Here is a 17,705-nt window from a genome sequence, read left to right on the forward strand (position 1 = left end):
GCGGAGAAAAAAGGCAGGGTGGGGGTGGGGGGTGGAAATCCCCGCCGCAACCTCCTCCTCGGCGACGCAAGGGATGTCCGGATAAGCGGCGCGCAGGCCGGCCAGGATAATCTTTTCGCTTTCGCGATCGGCTTCCGTCACCGGCGAAGAGTCGGACTTGCTGTCGACGGCGCAGCCTTCGTGGAAAACGCGCATCACCGCGCGGCCGGCATCGAGCGCGAGGCGCTCGAACACGCCAAGCATTGCCGCGTCGTCAGATGCCGCCGCCATCGTCATACTGCTCTTCGGCAACGTCGCGCTCCGTCAGCCAGTGTTCCAGGGCTTCCGCCATCTCCTCGGGCGTCCTGCCGAGAGTCTTGAGGTGGATCTCGGGGTTCTCCGGCGTCTCGTAGGGAGAATCGACGCCGGTGAAGTTCTTGATCTCGCCGCTCAAGGCGCGGGCGTAAAGGCCCTTCGGGTCGCGGCGGGCGCATTCCTCGAACGGCGTGTCGACGAACACCTCTACGAATTCCCCCTCGCCCATCAGCTCGCGCGCCATGCGCCGCTCGGCGCTGAAGGGCGAGATGAACGAGACGATAACGATCAGGCCCGCATCGGCCATCAGCTTGGCCACTTCGGCGACGCGGCGGATGTTTTCGACGCGATCCGCGTCGGTGAAGCCGAGATCGCGATTGAGGCCGTGGCGGACATTGTCGCCGTCGAGGATGTAGGTGTGGCGGCCGGATGCGAACAGCTTCCTCTCGAAGAGATTTGCGATGGTCGACTTGCCGGAACCGGACAGACCGGTGAACCAGAACACCGCCGGGCGCTGGTTCTTGAGGTCAGAGCGGCCGCGCTTGCCGACGTCGAGCGATTGCCAATGGATGTTCTCGGCGCGGCGCAGCGAATGCAGGATCATCCCGGCGCCGACGGTGGCGTTGCTGATGCGGTCGATCAGGATGAAGGCGCCGGTCGTGCGGTTCTCGGCGAAGGGATCGAAGGCGATCGGCGCCCGGGTCGACAGGTTGCACACCCCGACCTCGTTGAGGTCGAGGGACTTCGCCGCTTCATGCGCGAAATCGTTGACGTTGACGCGGTATTTCAGATCGGTGACGGTCGCGCTCACCTGATCGGTTTCGGTGCGCAGGATATAGGACCGGCCGGGCAGCAGGGCCTGCTCGTCGAACCAGACCAGATTGGCGGCGAACTGGTCGGCGACCTGCGGACGTGCGGCCGGCGATACCAGCATGTTGCCGCGCGAAACCTCGACCTCGTCCTCGAGGACGAGCGTGATGGCCTGGCCGGCAACAGCCTGCTCAAGGTCGCCGCCATGCGCGACGATGCGCTTGACCCGGGAGGCCCTGCCCGATTTGGCGACCACGACCTCGTCGCCTTTGGAAACGGAACCGGATGCAATGGTTCCGGCAAAGCCGCGAAAATCGAGATTGGGACGGTTCACATACTGGACGGGGAAGCGGAACGGCAATTCGATCGCCGCCTCGTCGACAGACACGGTTTCCAGATGCTCGATAAGCGACGGCCCGGAATACCAGGGCGTTCGCTCCGAGCGGCTGGTGACATTGTCGCCGAAGCGCGCCGACATCGGAATCGGCACGATACTGTTGAAGCCCAGGCTTTGCGCGAATTCGCCGTAGTCGGCGACGATCCGGTCGAACACGGTCTTGTCGAAGCCGACGAGGTCGATCTTGTTGACGGCAAGGACGATGTGGCGGATGCCGAGCAGCGAGGCGATGATCGAATGGCGCCGGGTCTGGCGCAGCACGCCCTGGCGCGCATCGATCAGCACGATGGCGAGGTCGGCGGTCGAAGCGCCCGTCGCCATGTTGCGCGTGTATTGCTCATGGCCGGGCGTGTCGGCGACGATGAACTTGCGCTTCGGGGTGGCGAAGAAGCGGTAGGCGACGTCGATTGTGATGCCCTGCTCGCGCTCGGCCTCCAGCCCGTCGACGAGCAGCGCGAAGTCGATGTCGTCGCCGGTGGTGCCGTGCTTGCGAGAATCGTTCTCCAACGCGGCGAGCTGGTCCTCGAAAATCTGCTTGGTATCGGACAGCAGCCGGCCGATCAGCGTCGACTTGCCGTCGTCGACCGAGCCGCAGGTGAGAAAGCGCAGCAGCGATTTCTTCTCCTGCGCGGCCATGTAGTCGCGGATCGAATCGGTTGGGGCGAGGCTCTTGGCCAGGATGTGGCGCATGCTCAGAAATACCCCTCGCGCTTCTTCTTTTCCATGGAACCTGCCTCGTCGCGGTCGATGAGGCGGCCCTGGCGCTCGGAGGTGCGGGCGGTCAGCATCTCGCCGACGATGGCTTCGAGCGTGTCGGCATCCGATTCTATGGCGCCCGTCAGCGGATAGCAGCCCAGCGTGCGGAAGCGCACGAGACGGTTCTCGATCTTCTCGCCGGGGCGCAGTTGCATGCGGTCATCGTCCTTCATGATGAGCATGCCGTCGCGTTCGACGACCGGCCGCTCCTTGGCGAAATAGAGCGGCACGATCGGGATGTTCTCCTGCAGGATGTACTGCCAGATGTCGAGCTCGGTCCAGTTGGACAGGGGAAAGACGCGGATCGATTCGCCCGGCGCGATCCGGGTGTTGAAGATCTTCCACATTTCCGGCCGCTGGTTCTTGGGATCCCAGGCATGCTGGGCATTGCGGAAGGAAAATATGCGCTCCTTGGCGCGCGACTTCTCCTCGTCGCGACGGGCGCCGCCGAAGGCCGCGTCGAAGCCGTATTTGTCGAGCGCCTGGCGCAGCGCCACCGTCTTCATGACATGGGTGTGGGTGTTCGAGCCGTGATCGAAGGGGTTGATGCCGTCGCGCACGCCGTCTTCGTTGACATGAACAAGCAGGTCGAAGCCGAGCTTCTGCGCCATCTGATCGCGAAAGGCGATCATCTCACGGAACTTCCAGGTCGTGTCGACATGCAGGAAGGGAAATGGCGGCTTGGCGGGATAGAAGGCCTTCATCGCCAGATGCATCAGCACCGAGGAATCCTTGCCGACCGAATAGAGCATCACCGGCTTGGCGAAAGAGGCCGCAACCTCACGGAAGATGTGGATGGATTCGGCCTCTAGCCGCTGCAGATGGGTGAGCGCGATATTCATAAGCTATTGAGCGTTCTTTCGTGCCGGCCAGGCCTTGCAGCAGGCGATTGGCGCGGTTTGCTAAAACAGCCCGTCAAGCCCTGGACACTTGTCGCGGGCGTTCTAGCAGATCGCCATCGCCCATAACAATGCAAGACCCGCGCCGGGCACAGCGCTTTGGGAATGAATTTTCCAAGTGAGCTTGATAAGTCGGAAAATTCTCCCAGACAAGCCGAGCAATTGAAAGGGGCCGAACAAACCTATTTGCTTCGATCGGCTAGGTTGACTTCCAAGAGCTTTCGTCCACGCCGCCGATTTTTGGCTGGACATCCTTCGGTCGCCCTATCGGAGATCGGAGCCAGCCGCTATACCGGCGCGGGAGCAGGCGAGGCGCGGCAGAACGGGATCGGTCAAAGCCAATTGTTCGGTACCCCGGCGGGTCTGCGCACAACCTGGAAGATTGCGAAGCAAGGCATTGAACCCGTTTACATCGCTTCGGCGGCATCTCACGCCGACACAGATCAACATCTATTTCTCGATCGTCTGCTTCTTCTCGCCGCCCGTGCTGGGATCGGTGGTCAGCTTCGTTTTCAACGGCGGCGCGCTCTGGTCCGTATTTCTGCTCGCCATCAGACGGCGGCGGTTCAACATCGACCGGTCGATGCTTGCCATGACGGTGGCGATCTGTGCCTATTGCGCGGCCATCGTCCTTGCTTCGATCGTCAACGGCACGCTGGCGGCGGATCTGCGGTTGTTCCTGCCGCTGATCACTTTCCTCTTCTTTCCGATCTCCTATTCGACCTGGAGCATCACGGAAAAGACCGTGCTTGTACGCATCGTCGTGCTGGCGAGCGCCGCGGCATGTTTCGGCGCGCTGCTGCTCGCCGTCGTTCAGTATTACTGGATCGGCACCAGGGCCGAAGGCGGTGCCGGGAACGCAATCGTATTCGCGACGGTGACCTGCCTGGCCGCGGCGATGAGCCTCGCAGGCGCGCTGTCGGGGATCGAAAAGCGCTGGAAGCTGCTGACCTTCGCTGCGCTTGCGGGCAGCTTGGCGGTGCTTTATTCGGGCTCCCGCATCATCTGGCTGGCGCTGCTGCTTGCGGGCATCGCCGTGCTCTCGATCAACCGGCGCCGGCTTAGCGAGTTGAAACTCGCGCGCATTGCGCTGATTGCCGGCGGCGCCTGCCTGCTGCTCGCCGCGCTCGCGTTTCCCGTCATTGCCAATCGGGCTGACTTCCTTTTCAGCGACTTGGATGCGCTCACCACCAAGAACGACCATACGACGGCGCTTGGACTGCGGGTGGCGATGTGGGAGATCGGCACGAAGGCGTTTCACGAGGCTCCGATTTTCGGACATGGCATCACAGGCAGCCGAGCGCTGATGAAACAGGGTTTTCACGATCAATTCGGCATGGACGCAGGCTACAACCATTACCATAGCGGTTTTCTGACCGCGGCGGTGCAGGCCGGTTTGTTAGGGGCGTTCGCCTTGGCGGCGATCTTCGTCGTCGCGGCCTGGAACGCGGCAAGGGCGCTGCTCCGCAGCGCCGGCCCAGCGGAACGGTTCGGCGCAACGATGATCATCGTCACGGTCGTCACCTATCTCATAGGCGGGCTGACGGGTATCCTGGTCGGTCAGGACCTTCTCGATTCGACGCTGATGGTGTTCCTGGTTTCGGGAACCTATCTGGCTTGCGGACGAACGGTGCCGCCGACCGGCAAGAGCGCAGCCATTCCTTCGGCCGCCGGCCGGCGAACATGAAGGTCCTGGTCACCGGGGCGACGGGACTGATCGGACGCCAGGTGACCGGCCGGCTGCGTCAGGCCGGCTTCGACATGCGCATTGCGTCCCGCCGGCCGGAACGACTGCAGGCTGCGGGCGAGGTCTTTGCGCTGCCCGGCGCCGATGCGCCGGACGACGCCTTCCTGGCATTGATGCGCGAGGTGAGCCATGTCGTCCACTGCGCGGCGCTGAACAACGATCGGACTTTCAGCGACGCCGACCACCAGGCCGCCAATGCGACGCTGACCGCGCGGCTGGCCAAGGCCGCGGCTGCAGGTTGCGGCGGGCGCTTCATCTATCTTTCCTCGATCCGGGCCGTGGCGGGTCCCGGCTTCAGCGGCACGATCAACGAGGCGATGGCCCCTGCCCCGCAATGCGCCTATGGCCGCTCCAAGCGGGAAGGCGAGATCAGGATGATCGAGGCTTACGCCGGACGCCCGGATGCCACGGCACTGCGCCTGCCGCCCGTCTATGGCGAGAGCATGAGGGGCAACATGGCAGCGCTGATGCGGCTTGCCGACACCGCCCTGCCGCTGCCGACCGGCGTGCTGGCGGGTGTGCGCTCTCTGATCGCGTCCGACACCGCGGCGGGCGCGGTGCTGCACCTTGTCAGCCGTCCGGGACCGCTCCACCCGGCCTATGTCGCGGGCAACGCCGCCCCTCTTGCGACGTCCGAAATCATTGCCGCGTTCCGCCGTGGTTTCGGCCGTCCGCCGCGGCTTTTTCCCATGCCTGGGATGCCGCTGCGGCTGGCGGCAAGGCTGCTCGGCAGGCAGGCATCATGGCAAGCCTTGACCGCGACCCAGGTCTGCGATCCGTCACTGCTGGCCGGGGAAGGTTGGATGCCGGAAACCGATACGCTCGGCCGGCTTGAGGAACTGGCGCGAAAGAAAGCCGCTCAGGCCCGGTAGAATGTCCCCAGCAATATTTTGAGGTCGAGGCCGATCGAAGCGGCCTTCAGATAGGCAGCGTCGGTTTCGGCGCAGAGTTTCGGATCGGACATGTCGATGCCCTTGATCTGCGCCAGCCCGGTGATGCCCGGAAGCGCCGAAAGCACGCCCAGCCGGCGCCGGTGGCCGATCAGCTCCGTTTGCGTCGGCAGGCACGGACGGGGACCGACAAGGCTCATCTCGCCCTTGAGCACATTCCAGAGCTGCGGCAGCTCGTCGATCTTGGTCGCGCGCAGCACCCTGCCCACCGCGGTGACCGAGCCGGCAGGCGCCTCGTGCGTGGGCAAGGACGGAGTGTTGCGATGCATGGTGCGCAGCTTGTGGCAGGCAAAGACAGCGCCGCCGCGCCCGACGCGCGGCTGCGAAAAAATGGCCGGTCCGGGCGATGTCGCCCTGACCGCCAGCATGGCGATCAGCACAACAGGCGACGTAACCGCCAGCATGACGGCCGCGATAGTCAGGTCGAAAGCCCGCTTTGCCGTCACGGCTCAGATCCGCCGCCAAAGAAAGGCAAGGTAGAGGCCGAGCGTGCCCATCAGGGTCTGCCGGTAGACGCCGCTTTTGCCGAGCAGGCTGAAGCGCCTGAGAGCACTGCCCTTGCGCGCCCTGATGAACAGGCGAAGGCAACGTGCTGCATCGCGTGTGACGAGGTCGCGGTTGGCGGCAAGGCCTCTCAGATTGCTGTCCGTCCAGGTGGCGAACTGGCCCTGGAACAGCCGCCCGAGCCTCGAAAGCCTTGCCCTCCAGGAGACGTTGGCGCCGACCAGGTTCGCCCCGTGCTGCCGGTACCTGACCAGCGGCCGCGGCTCGTAGCGGACCTTGCCGCCGGCAGCGGTCACGACGAGATAGGCCCACCAGTCATGGCTGACGAATTCGGTTCTTGCCGATGCCTTCGCCAGGAGGTCGCGCGCCGCGCGGTTGAAGAGCATGGTGTTGCCGCCGGCGATGCTCTGCACCAGGGCGTTGCGGAAGGATGGCGGGCGGTGGAACAGCGGCGAATGGCCGGCCGGGACGCCGGTCTCGGAAATGGTCGCCGTGCGCGAGCAGAACAGCAGCGGCATTGCCATATCCTGTGTCTCCATCCAGCGAATGGCGCTCTCCAGCCGGTCCGGCTCCCAGACATCGTCCTGGTCGCAAAAGGCGTAGTAATCGGCATCGACGCGCGGCTCGATGATCATCGAGCGGAAGTTGGCGGCGAAGCCGTTTCGCGGGCCCTGCACCAGCGTAAGGGAGCCCTTGTTCCAGCGGGACCGCCACGCCTCGAGGATCGCGAGCGTGGCGTCCGTCGAGCCGTCGTCGGAAACCCAGAGATCGACATGGGGCCATGATTGGTCGAGCAAGGATTGCAACTGCTCGCCGATATAGGCGGCGCCATCCCTCGTGCCCATGAGAACGGCCACGCGCTGATCTTTTCCGGTCACTGCTTCAGAACCCGCAGCGTTCGAACAGGCTTCAATAGCCAATTGCGGGAGGGCGGCACAGGGCTAACTGATCTGTCCGGCCGCTTTCGGCACCGCCCGCTGGGGCGCGCCGCCAATGCCTTGCCCTGCCCGGTTGAGCCCGGCCAGGATCGCGAGGGCCGCGGCCTTGTCCTGGTCCCGTATGGCGGCCACCAGCGCGGGCAGCGCGGCCTCGATCCTCCGCCACTCGACGACGTCGGTCCTGAGGCCGAAGATCTTGGCGATGTCGAGCTTGACGACCTCCTCGCCTTCGCCATGCAGCGCCTCGTGCAGCTTCTCGCCGGGCCTGATGCCGGTGAAGCGGATCGGAATGTCGGTATAGGGGCTTTTGCCGGCCATGCGGATCATGGTTTCGGCGACTTCGAGGATCGGCACGGGCTCGCCCATGTCGAGCATGTAGATGGCATAGTCGTCCCTGCCCTGGCGCCGCTCGGCATCGGCGGCCGACATGATGACGAGATCGACCGCCTCGGCCACTGTCATGAAATAGCGCGTCATGCGCCGGTCGGTGATGGTGACCGGCCCGCCGGCCTCGATCTGCGCCTGGAAGATGGTCGCCACCGAGCCGTTGGAGCCGAAGACGTTGCCGAAGCGCACGGCGATGAATTTGGTGCCGGGACGACGCACAGTTGGGACGCCGGCATGGCGGCCGTTCAGCCCGCCGGCAGGGAAAGGCGACGGCGCGGCGTGCGTTTCATGCAGCGAGGAGACGATCTGCTCGGCCGCGCGCTTGGTGACGCCAAGCACCGAGCTCGGGTCGACGGCCTTGTCGCTGGAAATCAGCAGGAACTGCGGCACCCCGCATTCGGCCGCGACCTCGGCGCAGGCGAGCGTGCCGAAGACATTCGTTTCGATCGCCGCTTCCCAGTTCTCTTCCAGCAGCGGCACATGCTTCAGCGCCGCGGCGTGAAAGATGATGGCGGGTTTGAACTCGCTGACGAGGCGCATCATGTGCGGCCGGTCGGTGACATCGACGATGCGGCTGGCCAGCCGGTCGCGGTCTTTCTCGTCGATGATCTGATCGAGCTGGAAGATGCCGAACTCGGAATTGTCGGCCACCAGCACCGCCTCGGCGCCGAGCTCCAGCGCGCGCTTGACCAGCACACGGCCGATGGAGCCGGCCCCGCCGGTGACCAGCACGCGCTTGCCGCCGACGAAGGCACCGATGCGCGCGATGTCGGTGGCGACCGCCGAACGGCGCATGATGGTTTCCATCTCGACGGCATCGAGAACCAGCTTGCCGCCCTGCCCCAGTTCCGAAAGACCGGAGAACTGGACGACCGCGATGCCGCTGTGGCGGGCGACGCGCACCAGCTCGGCATAGTCCTCGATCTCGCGCTCGACCCCCTTGCCGAAGATCAGGAGGTCGAGGTTTTCCGTGCCCTTGACATATTCTTCCAGCACCTCGACCAGACGCGGCCGCAGCGCCACGACCGGAACGCCCTGGATCTGCGTGCCGAGCGGCGCGCCGGCCTCCGTGGCCATGATGCCGGCAATGGCATATTCGGCCGGCACCGCCGTGCGGGTGAAGCGGACGATCACGTCGGCCTCGCTCAGCCGGCCGATGAACAGCGCCTGCTTGATCGACGCATCGCCGGCGGCGCGGCGCAGGATGCGCCAGGACGCGCCGTCGCGCAGGAAGCGATAGTAGAGCCTGGGTGCCGAAATGATGGTGAAGGAGACCAGGAAGAAGACGATGAACTGGCGCTCGTTGAGGCCGGCGACCGGCTGGAAAAAGGAGCGGTAGGCAATCGAAGCCAGATAGAGAACCACCGTCAGGCTGCCGCAGCCCTTCAGGATGTTGAAGAAGTCGGGCGTTGAGGCAAAGCGCCAGACGGTGCTGTAGAGGCCGCAGGTGCGAAACAGGAGATGGGCGAGGAGCACGATGAGCGCCCAGCAAGCCAGCCCGCCGGAGGAGAACGCATCGAAGGAAAGCCGCGACTGCGAGAGCGTGAGGCTGAGCGCCACCGCGATCAGGACCATGACGAGGTCCTGGACCATGATGATGGCGCGCCGCATCTTCGGTCGGAGGCCCGATACGGCTTCTACATAGGCGGTCATTGGGTAGTACTGAACTCCAGGCGCGGGAAATATTACCAGAACGGCGCGGGACAGAACACCGTCCGCCGCCACTCCAGATTGCAAATCCCCCAACCCCGTCACCCTGTTATCGCATTAGCGCGGACTTGGGGGGAGAGCTAGGGTTTTTTTGGGGAGTGCGAGAGGGTCTCGATCGACATCCTAGACAACAGTACTGCGTAGCCGGAAATAACTTCGCGCAGGGATGCCTGTGTCCTCTGCCGCTGCAATTTATCGCAGCTTCATTTCCAATTCCATTTGTCCTGGTCCGCGACTCGAGCTTTAACTGCATTCCCAAACGCCCAATTCTGCGGCCACATCGGCGCAAATTGTAGATACCGCAATAAGATCCTCCTCATCCAAAACATGACGTTTGGAGCGCGCACGCCCAGACGTGATGGGTTGACTTGGCGTACCAGCATCCCAGTTACCGAGGATCCGGCGTAACTGTGCCGGGGGATCGACAACCAAATCCTCGTACTTCACCAGCACATGATTTCCACGATCTTCGAGTACGCGTTCAGCAAGGTAGCGCCACAGCATGGCACGCCTGTTGGCCAAATTCTGAGTCTCCGCGATCGAACGCAGTTCCGCACTGCGGGCTGGCGAAATCCATGGATCGTTTGCATTTCCAACCGGTCGTACACTGGTGTCTGCATTAAGCAAATGCGGGAAGCTGGCCTTCCAAGACGCTATAGTGTCGATCGGATTGCGAACGCACACCGCGATGCGAGCCTCGGGCAGAACGCGGCGGATACGTGGCAAACTGGAAAGAAAGGCAAATGTATTCTTGGCAGCGAGAGTGAAATCCTCGCTGTCCACGGGGGGGATGTACGTTGAAAGCTCGTCGCGCACTGCCGTGTCGTTAATGACGCTTCCATTCCATACCTTGTTGGTTATAGGCAGCCCTTCAGCAACCAATCTGCGGATTCGTCGCAAATAGGTGGCAAGACCCCAGGCGGGTCCCTGACCTAGCAGACTGGTCACCAATTCTGGCGTTTCGTTCAACGCCATGGCATTACTTAAGGTATCAACGAGTTGGCACAGATAGCTGGTGCCGCTCCTCGAAATTCCTGTTATGAGCAAGGTGTTGGGTTGAACATTCTCTCTGCCACCAGTACGTTTTCTCGATCCTAGAATCCCTGACCACTCAGAGTTGGCCTCAATCACCTTACGGACCTCAGCAGACGCGCCAACATAATACTTCAATTCGGCAACTAACTTGGGTTCCTCCCGCAAAACCGTCGGCCAATGATAATGTGATAGTCGAACGTCTGGAAACAGCGATAACGGCATCAGATGCGTTGGATGGTTTTGTCTAAAATCCATCACTTGTGGTTTGATACCGAGGTTTTGAAAGGCGACGGCAAGGCCGAGCTGATCACTCCACAGGCGCCTATCCGGAAGGTTGCCCGCCAATCTTATTACGGCACTCAGGCGCTCCCAGTCGTCGGCAAGTTTCTTCGCAAACGAACTCTCGACAACCATCACTCCGCTATTAAAAAATGGCAACGTATACTGAGACGTTGCAGTCATTGGATATCGATAATCCGGAAAATCTACCCCGCAAACCGCATATATCCTCTTCCATACCTCGACATCATTCTCAAAAGGCGCGGCATCGGCTAACTTGATTCGTATACGATCCTTTCCTGGATGGCTAAAATCCGGTTCACCCAGACACAAAATGTCAGAGTCTAAAAATGCTATAATGGGACGAGCCACCGGCACACGCAGACAACTTATTTTATTAGCATGAGAAAATTCCCTCCCCCAGGCATTGACGATCGACTGCTGCCGAACTCCTAAGAGCTTCAGTTGGAGTTTCGTCTCGGCACTTAGCTCACCCCACACCTCCGTCGGTCCTGGAACGCAGGCAATGAGTTCTATCGCATTTCCGCACCACCGGCGGAGCGACGCTGCGAGCAGCAATGCCTTAATTTCCCACTCACCGGCCTGACAGACGAATACGACCGAGACGTTCTCGTAATTTTGCGTTCCCGCTTGCGTCACCGGGCGCGTTTCTGAGAAGCTTTGACCAGAGCGAAGCCGTTTAAAAAAAGTTTCGAGCATCTTAGCTATGCTTTTGCACCAAATTCGCTCTCAGCCGAAACTGTCAACATAGGGTCAATGTTAAAAAAGCCGGTGCCAATCATATTCGGCTCCGCTGCGACACGAAAAAGTTCTGCATCTATAATTCTATGCATAACAAAGCCATCTCCGGCCACAGAACCAGTCACGCCACAATTTACCGCATAGGCACCAGGAAGAAATCCACACCCGAACTCGTACCGAACACGGCGAATGGAACCTCTTGATACCGATTTTATTTGTAGACCGATATCGCTCTTGGAATTGGCCCCCCCCAATCCGGTGCCATTCAAAGTCTTAACAAACATCCCAAATCCGACATTGTTGGCATCGACCGAGAAGCTAACAAGATACTCAAAAATGTAACGCTTTCCCAGTTGCAGCACGTTCACTCGCTCGCCGGACATGGTCAAAATGCGAGCGTCTTCAATGCGAGCACCCCGCTCCTCCAAATACACCGTCGATTGCGGAGTCAGTGCCGGATCGAAGTAATCAGCGTATTTCAGAACTCCTGTTGTCCTATCCTGGTGACGGTCGATACGCTCTCCGCTTGTGACTTCGCCAACTCCTGCTTCAGTCCCCGATCCTCCGGAGATTGCAGCCCTATTGAGTTCTTGATTCTGGTCGGACGCCCTCAGGATCCCAGCCGCCTCGACTATACCCGTTCGGATCTCGCTGGCGGCCTCTGGGCTCGCGTTGACTAGGCGCTGATACTGCGCCACTATCGTTTTAGGTCGGCCCTGCAGAATGAGTTCTCCTGCATCCATTAGAATCGCCCTCGAGCACAGTTGCACGATGGTCTGGGCCCCGTGGCTCACGAAGAGGATAGTGCCGCCGTTATCCTTGATCTGCTCGATACGAGCAAAGCATTTGCGCTGAAAGGCTTCGTCGCCCACTGCAAGCGCTTCATCCACGACCAAGATGTCCGGGTCGACATTGATCGCCGTAGCAAATGCCAGCCGCACATACATGCCCGACGAATAGGTCTTGACCGGCTGGTCGATGAAGGAGCCAATGTCGGCAAAGCGCGCGATATCGTCGAAACGCCACTCCATCTCCTTGCGTGGGACACCAAGGATTGAGGCGTTGAGAAAAACGTTCTCGCGACCGGTGAACTCCGGATTGAAGCCAGCGCCGAGTTCCAGTAAAGCGGCGATGCGGCCATTGACCTCGACAGAGCCGCTGGTCGGCTGCAGCGTACCGCAGATGATCTGCAACAGCGTCGACTTCCCAGACCCGTTGCGGCCGATGATGCCGACCGTCTCGCCACGTCCGATCTCCAACGAAACACCCGATAGAGCGGCGAAATCGCAAAAATAGCGGCGAGGCGGTCGGCCAATCAGGCGCTCAAGACGCGGCACCACCATCTGCTTGAAACGATCCTCCGGCCGCTCGAACATGACGTAATGTTTCGAGACGTCGCGCACGCGGACGGCAACGCCCGAACCCCGGACGCCGGCCCTATCAGAGGACATCGGCAAAGCCCCTGCGGGTCTTCTGGAAGAATTGATAACCAAGCAAGGCAACTGCGATCGCCACAAGGGAATAATAACCCAGCGCCGGCCAATCCGGCGCGACGCCAAAGAGAACCACGTTGCGGAAACTCTCTACCGGGATTGCAAGAGGGTTGAGCGAAAGCCAAGGCCGTAGCCAAGACGGCAGAGCAGTCCTCTGGAAGAAAACCGGAGAGAGAAACATCGTCGCCGTCACCAACGGCGACACGATCTGGCTCATATCGCGGAAGTAGACACCGATTGATGCCAACGTCCACGCTATACCGATCACCATCACGACAAACGGCGCGAACACCACAGGTGCAAGAAACACCGTAAGCGGAACACTACCGAAAACCACATAGGCGAAGACAAGCAGCACCACCAGACTAACAGCCGCATGAAACAACGCCGCACCCGCCGAAACCACGGGAAGTATTTGAATTGGGAAGACAATCTTCTTCACGTAGTTTGAATTGGCAACGATCAGTCCGGGCGACAACGAAATTACCTCGGCGAAGAATTGAAAGACGATTAGTCCGCAGAAGAGGATGACGGCAAACTCACCAGTAGAATGCGTGGCGTTGTGTTGATCCGGCATCGTCCAACGCGACTTCATCACCACGCCGAAAACGAAGGTGTATACAGCCAACATGAACAGCGGATTGAGGAGTGACCACAACAACCCAAGCGCAGAGCCACGATAACGGCCTGCGATTTCTCGGCTGATTAGAGAGAATATTAATTCCCGCAAGCGCAACCCCGGTAGTATTCCTCAGTCGACACCACGCACGATCCGACGCGTGGAGCCCGGTACGACTCAATACAAGGATCTCCGGAATTTAGGCGCGCTCGCATGGGTCGCATCATGTCGACGTGTGCAACCTGGCCGCAAGTGCGCCAGGTTCGTACTTACTTCCCACGAATGGGATCTTCCGAATTTCTTTTTGAACGACGAAGCGACCAATATTCTCTTCCGCGAGTTTGACGCTATTTTCCAAAGCGGCAGCGACTTCATCAGGCGTTACCTGCTGAAGCCCCACCAAGTGATCGCTTCTCTGCGAGATGTTCTTTGAGTCATAATTGTTGGAAATAGTAATAAGGCCGGCGTGAGCCATTTCCAGTGGCGGATAGCTGGGGTGGGGGGAAATCATTAGAGAAATGCCGACGCTCGCTCGGCTCAAATATCTCGCATATTCCTCAAGACTCACTTTACCAGGAACGGTGCAATTCTGAACAGGCCATGCTTTTGCCGGATCGAAGTTTTCCCCTAAAAAGACCACCTGCCATTTGATTGCTTCGATTGGATTTCTCTGCTGCCACAATGACAGCGCGTCAACAATTATCTCAAAGCAATTCCTGGCAGCGGTAGGCCTCCCGTAACACAGAATAATCCGTTCCTTGGGTACTCTTTCGATCGACCGCTCGATTGTTTTGTTAACTTGAAAAGTAACTACATTTTGGCCGGAAATATCAAACCGGTCTTTCAAGAAAGTCGAGAGCTCTTCCGAATTCACGAGCGGGATTACGCCTTCGCCCAGATCGTAAGTTGACTCCGCAATTGCCCACCGCGAGGACCACTGCACGAAATTCGACTCATAATCTTGTATAAAATAGACCGCGCTCGAACTGCGGCCGAATGCCTTCTCTTGAAAGCGGGCGATCGACCTTCGCAGAAACTCAGACCACCAAGCCGTTGAGATGTAGACGTCGTCCTCGCGTACATCCAAACCACGCGCTCGATTAAAGGCTTCGAAAACCACCGCACGACTCGTGGTTGAGTTCAAAGCGTACCCAGGAAAATTCCGCAGGTGGCTCCTCTCTATGGGAGAATCCAGTACGACAATCCTCTTATCAAAATCCGGCAATTCAGCGGCTACTTCGTCGAAGACCTTTATCGCAGTTGATATTCCTCCAAATATCCAAAGCGGGTCTATCGTGGGGAGAAGTAGATTGATCCTTGGCCGCTTACTGTTCGACCGAGTCATTTTTAGCGGGCGGAGTTCGCCATAGTCTCGGCTAAGCGAAAGCTCGAAGCGCCCCGGCTCCTCGAAAAGCGGCACGTAAGCCTTCTCCCCCAACCTGGCATCGCCTGGTTGCTCCAAAGCCAGTAATGTCGACGAAGGAGGCTCGGCAGTCTTTTGAATCTTGAGCCAATAGAACCCGGCACATTCTGCAAAATGCAGATAGCTGCGCTCGATGGCGTGGGCCAAGGTGCCGTCGACCTGACCAGACTCATCCGGGAAGTCGCCGAACGATAGTTCCAGGTCGAGAAGAGGCTTCAGAGCAGCCGACCGCCCCCAAAACATCGAGCCCGAAGGAAACTCCAGGACACTGTCTTTGCTGAGGTCCCAATTGGCCCGCCGCAGCAGGTCCTTTGCCATATTGAAATCGAAACCCCAATTCAACATTGGCCGGACGGGAGCGTAGTGCTGCGGATAAATTATGCCGACCTTTGGATTCGACATAAAAATCGAAAGTATTGACTCAACTATCTCCTTTGATCCAATTAGGCTGTCGATCAGATATGACCTCCAACCCTCAAGAGCAGACAAATGAGGAGATTTTTTTGTGTGCAGATGCAGAAAGAATTCATGCTTATCATATATATCGCGAAATCCTACAATCTTTGGCGCAATGTCCCGCCCTCTATTCTCGAATACTCTGATTTCGACGCACTCGAAACCTTTGTCTTCGCACATGCTACTTATAACAGCAGCCTTGCCAGCGTCGGTAGTCGATATGTACAACTTGACGTCTTTTCCAACATTTCTAAGCGCATCAAGTATTTCAGAAAATACTTCTGTGTAAAAAACATGAATGAGGACCGCGATGTCTTTCGGTAAGGATATATTTGAGACTCCAGGTAAAGGTATGCGAACGGCTACGTCATGCTCGGGCGACAGGCGCCTTGCGTTCGTCGCGCCGTCATCACGAACAAGGGAAAACGAAGAAAAACTGGTATGACTATTTAGGGTAAGGCTTGGGAGAACATGCCGTTTCCTGGCGGCGAACCGTTTTGCCCTTTCGAACGTTACCCGAAATCCTTCGCTTCTAATAAGCTTCAACGTGTGATCTGCGAGATATATGACCCTTTTTGCAGCAGACTTTCCTACGGCAACACAACGAATAACTGAACTGACCAGTCCCTCACCAAATCCAAACAGAGCAACACTCCGAGCGATTGTCTTCGCAGCGCGCATTTGACGCGCAAGTTCCCAAGAAAAACTGTTTTTTATGGCAGAGAGCGTCTCCAAAGCATGAAGAAGCCTCTTTTTTTCTGCTCCGACGGCCGAGTCTTTTTCGTTCAATTGGGCGCGCAACTTGGCGATCGTTGTTTCTAGAACTCCGGCATCCGCTGCTCGCCGGTCAATAACCGCCTGAAATTTTAGCTTCGCCTCCTCTAGATCACTCGCGAATTTGGCGTCACGGTCCGCCGCCTCCGCACGCATCTTTGCGACTGTCCCCCCCAGCTCTTGTAGTTCGACGAAATGGCTTTCAGCCACCCTCGCGGTTTCGGCTTGAACTTCCGACATCACCTTTATGCGAACGTTCATTTCGGGGAAGCACGCATCCCCGAAGATCGAACTCGCTCTATCGAAAGGCAAACTCACCGCATCAATTCGCGCCAAAGCGGGTTCGTCATGGGCGTTCTTCTCGAGCGCCGTCAGAGCCGCATAAGCATCCTTGACCCAGCCAGCGATGTGTGGGGCCGCGTCGAGCAAATCGGTGCTGGCTGTAAAGTGCTGATTGTCGGCCGAAAAATGCGTGGCCAACAAAGACTGCCACTTCATTTTCGGCTGTGGCCAATCAATCCCGAGGCTGTCCGAAATGCCTTCGATACCCCGCCGCCAATCGTCCAGCAAACCTTCATAGGACAAGAAGATGCGGGGCTGTCCCCGGGTCGCGCGCTCGGCATCCAGTTCATGGCGAAGCCAAAGAAGAGAACTGAAGCCTGCCGTAAATCCGTCCCGGTTCTTCAGTGAGGCGATCACGGCCAGCGGATTGCGCAAGACCAGCGTGTAGCGAACATCGATATGCATTCGTTCGAGAACTTCCGCATAGAGCGGCACGAAGCGCGAAATACGAGGTTCCTTCAGGACGAAAAGCGAGGCGCTGCCATATTCCTCGTCGACTATCCTAGCGATCTCGGCCTTGTAGAATTGCAGGCGCGCAGTCCCAAGGTCGTTGACGTCGAACGAGCGCCAATCGTCCCAACTACTACCGACCTCGGCGAGCATCTGGTCGTGCAGTTCGATCAGGCGTTGCGGCTCCCAATGTCCGGCGGGATTTGACGGATTCGCCCCCAGCAAATTCTTCGGCAGTTCCGCCCCCAGCAGGCTGATCGCCCTCGTCAGCGCGCTCGTGCCCGAACGATGCATGCCGAGCACCATGATGCAGGTGCGCTCTGCCGGCTTGGCCTTCGCTGACTTGGTATTCGCCGGTTTGCCGCCCGCGCGCTTCTTCGGCGCGACTTGATCGGCCGGCTGCGGCTTCGCGCCGTGCAATTGTTTCGGGGGCGGATTTTCGTTCATGCACTCAATGCCTGTTTCGTCTCGCCGCCCCCCAGCCGGCGAACCACGCTTTCCACCGCGACCCGCCACTCCGGCGCCTGCCACCCAAACACGTCCGCAAACTTCACGCTCGACAGCCGCGAATTGGCCGGCCGCCTTGCCTTGGTCGGATAATCCACTGTCGCGATATCGCGCACGCGCGCGTACGGGCCACCAAACGCCCGGCTTGTGTCGAGGATGTGGCGGGCAAAGCC

13 protein-coding genes are annotated in these 17,705 nt (G+C 59.5%); 2 read left to right on the plus strand and 11 right to left on the minus strand.

The annotated features are described in order from the left end of the window. The 3 genes from EOA75_RS13100 to cysD form a co-directional block, all read right to left on the minus strand. Positions 1-243: inositol monophosphatase family protein (locus tag EOA75_RS13100; RefSeq protein ID WP_281058526.1), on the minus strand; the 243-nt coding region annotated here is incomplete at its 3' end. A gap of 10 nt (positions 244-253) precedes the next feature. Next, the gene (gene cysN / locus EOA75_RS13105) at positions 254-2,191 is read right to left on the minus strand and encodes a sulfate adenylyltransferase subunit CysN (protein ID WP_164747371.1); all 1,938 of its coding nucleotides are present in this window, start codon (positions 2,189-2,191) and stop codon (positions 254-256) included. Between the two features lie 2 nt (positions 2,192-2,193). Further along, positions 2,194-3,099 (minus strand): sulfate adenylyltransferase subunit CysD, encoded by a 906-nt coding sequence (gene cysD, locus EOA75_RS13110; protein WP_066997810.1) that lies wholly within the window; start codon positions 3,097-3,099, stop codon positions 2,194-2,196. A gap of 454 nt (positions 3,100-3,553) precedes the next feature. Here cysD and EOA75_RS13115 point away from each other — a divergent pair, with 454 nt between their 5' ends. Together EOA75_RS13115 and EOA75_RS13120 are read left to right on the plus strand one after the other, a co-directional pair. Then, positions 3,554-4,843, plus strand: coding sequence for an O-antigen ligase (locus tag EOA75_RS13115; RefSeq protein ID WP_127324390.1), 1,290 nt, complete (start codon positions 3,554-3,556; stop codon positions 4,841-4,843). Beyond that, positions 4,840-5,775, plus strand: a complete 936-nt coding sequence (locus EOA75_RS13120) for an NAD-dependent epimerase/dehydratase family protein (protein ID WP_127324391.1) — start codon at positions 4,840-4,842, stop codon at positions 5,773-5,775. Before EOA75_RS13115 ends, EOA75_RS13120 begins: the two co-directional genes overlap by 4 nt. Here EOA75_RS13120 and EOA75_RS13125 read toward each other — a convergent pair. The 8 genes from EOA75_RS13125 to EOA75_RS13160 all read right to left on the minus strand — a co-directional run. Then, entirely contained in the window at positions 5,763-6,257 is a 495-nt protein-coding gene (locus EOA75_RS13125; RefSeq protein WP_067328028.1) for a sugar transferase, read from the minus strand. The two genes, EOA75_RS13120 and EOA75_RS13125, sit on opposite strands and share 13 nt — an antisense overlap. Before the next feature lie 45 nt (positions 6,258-6,302). Next, a complete protein-coding gene (locus EOA75_RS13130) occupies positions 6,303-7,214 on the minus strand; it encodes a glycosyltransferase family 2 protein (protein ID WP_245466619.1) in 912 nt (303 codons plus the stop codon). An 84-nt stretch (positions 7,215-7,298) separates the two neighbouring features. Then, on the minus strand, positions 7,299-9,335 hold the full coding sequence (locus tag EOA75_RS13135) for a nucleoside-diphosphate sugar epimerase/dehydratase (protein WP_164747372.1): 2,037 nt from the start codon (positions 9,333-9,335) through the stop codon (positions 7,299-7,301). A 300-nt stretch (positions 9,336-9,635) separates the two neighbouring features. Continuing rightward, on the minus strand, positions 9,636-11,426 hold the full coding sequence (locus tag EOA75_RS13140; RefSeq protein WP_127324393.1) for a sulfotransferase: 1,791 nt from the start codon (positions 11,424-11,426) through the stop codon (positions 9,636-9,638). A gap of 5 nt (positions 11,427-11,431) precedes the next feature. Next, on the minus strand, positions 11,432-12,871 hold the full coding sequence (locus EOA75_RS13145) for an ABC transporter ATP-binding protein (RefSeq protein WP_245466620.1): 1,440 nt from the start codon (positions 12,869-12,871) through the stop codon (positions 11,432-11,434). A 37-nt stretch (positions 12,872-12,908) separates the two neighbouring features. Further along, positions 12,909-13,697: an ABC transporter permease gene (locus EOA75_RS13150; protein ID WP_245307637.1), complete on the minus strand. Its 789-nt coding sequence runs from the start codon at positions 13,695-13,697 to the stop codon at positions 12,909-12,911. Between the two features lie 106 nt (positions 13,698-13,803). After that, positions 13,804-17,472: a rhamnan synthesis F family protein gene (locus EOA75_RS13155; protein WP_127324395.1), complete on the minus strand. Its 3,669-nt coding sequence runs from the start codon at positions 17,470-17,472 to the stop codon at positions 13,804-13,806. Then, positions 17,469-17,705: sugar nucleotide-binding protein (locus EOA75_RS13160; RefSeq protein WP_164747373.1), on the minus strand; the 237-nt coding region annotated here is incomplete at its 5' end. The genes EOA75_RS13160 and EOA75_RS13155, both read right to left, overlap by 4 nt.

This window comes from Mesorhizobium sp. M1A.F.Ca.IN.022.07.1.1 (assembly GCF_003997575.1).
Lineage (GTDB): Bacteria > Pseudomonadota > Alphaproteobacteria > Rhizobiales > Rhizobiaceae > Mesorhizobium.